At 70.7% G+C, this 767-nt stretch carries 1 protein-coding gene; it reads left to right on the top strand.

Annotated elements, in window-relative coordinates; genetic code table 11:
* Positions 1-767, top strand: a 767-nt coding sequence (locus EOD07_RS38965; RefSeq protein WP_245470636.1) for a signal recognition particle receptor subunit alpha, incomplete at both ends; no start/stop codon positions are given.

The raw sequence follows: 767 nt of genomic DNA on the forward strand, positions 1-767 counted from the left end.
CCGCAGGAGGTGCCCGCACCTGCGCCGGCTCAGCCGGATACCGAGCCTTCGCGTCCGGAACCGCAGCCTGAGCCGACGCCGGTCGAGGTGCCGACGCCGCCCAGCGAGATTCCAGCCGAGACGCCTGCGCCCGAAATCCCGCCTGCGGAAGCCTTGCCTCCCCTTCGCCAGCCTGCGCCCGTGGAGCCGCAGCCGATCCATGCCGAGATCGCGCCAGAGCCTGAAGCCGCGCCGACGCCCCACCCTCCGCTCGATGGGGAGCGTCGCCACGAAGTGGCGGGGCGGAGTGACAGCGCCGACGTGGGCGCCGTTGCGCAGCCCGCCCCCGCCGCCGGCAAGGTGACGGTCTCAAAAAAGGTCGAGCAGAAGGCCGAGCCGGTGAAGGCGCCGGAGCCGGCGCCGCGACGTTCCTGGTTCCAGCGTATGCGCGACGGGCTGGCCCGCTCGTCGCGCGAGCTCACCGGCAACATTGCCGGCGTCTTCACCAAGCGAAAGCTGGACGAGGACACGCTGCAGGACCTGGAGGACGTGCTGATCCGCGCCGATCTTGGCGTGGAGACGGCGCTGCGCGTCACGGACTCGCTCGCTTCCAGCCGCTATGGCCGCGACGTCTCCGACTCCGAGGTCCGCGCCGTGATGGCGGCGGAGGTGGAGAAGGTACTGACGCCGGTGGCAAAACCGCTGGAGCTCGACCTCAGCCACAAGCCGCATGTCATCCTGGTGGTCGGCGTCAACGGCACCGGCAAGACCACCACCATCGGCAAGCT

The organism is Mesorhizobium sp. M2C.T.Ca.TU.002.02.1.1 (assembly GCF_003997225.1).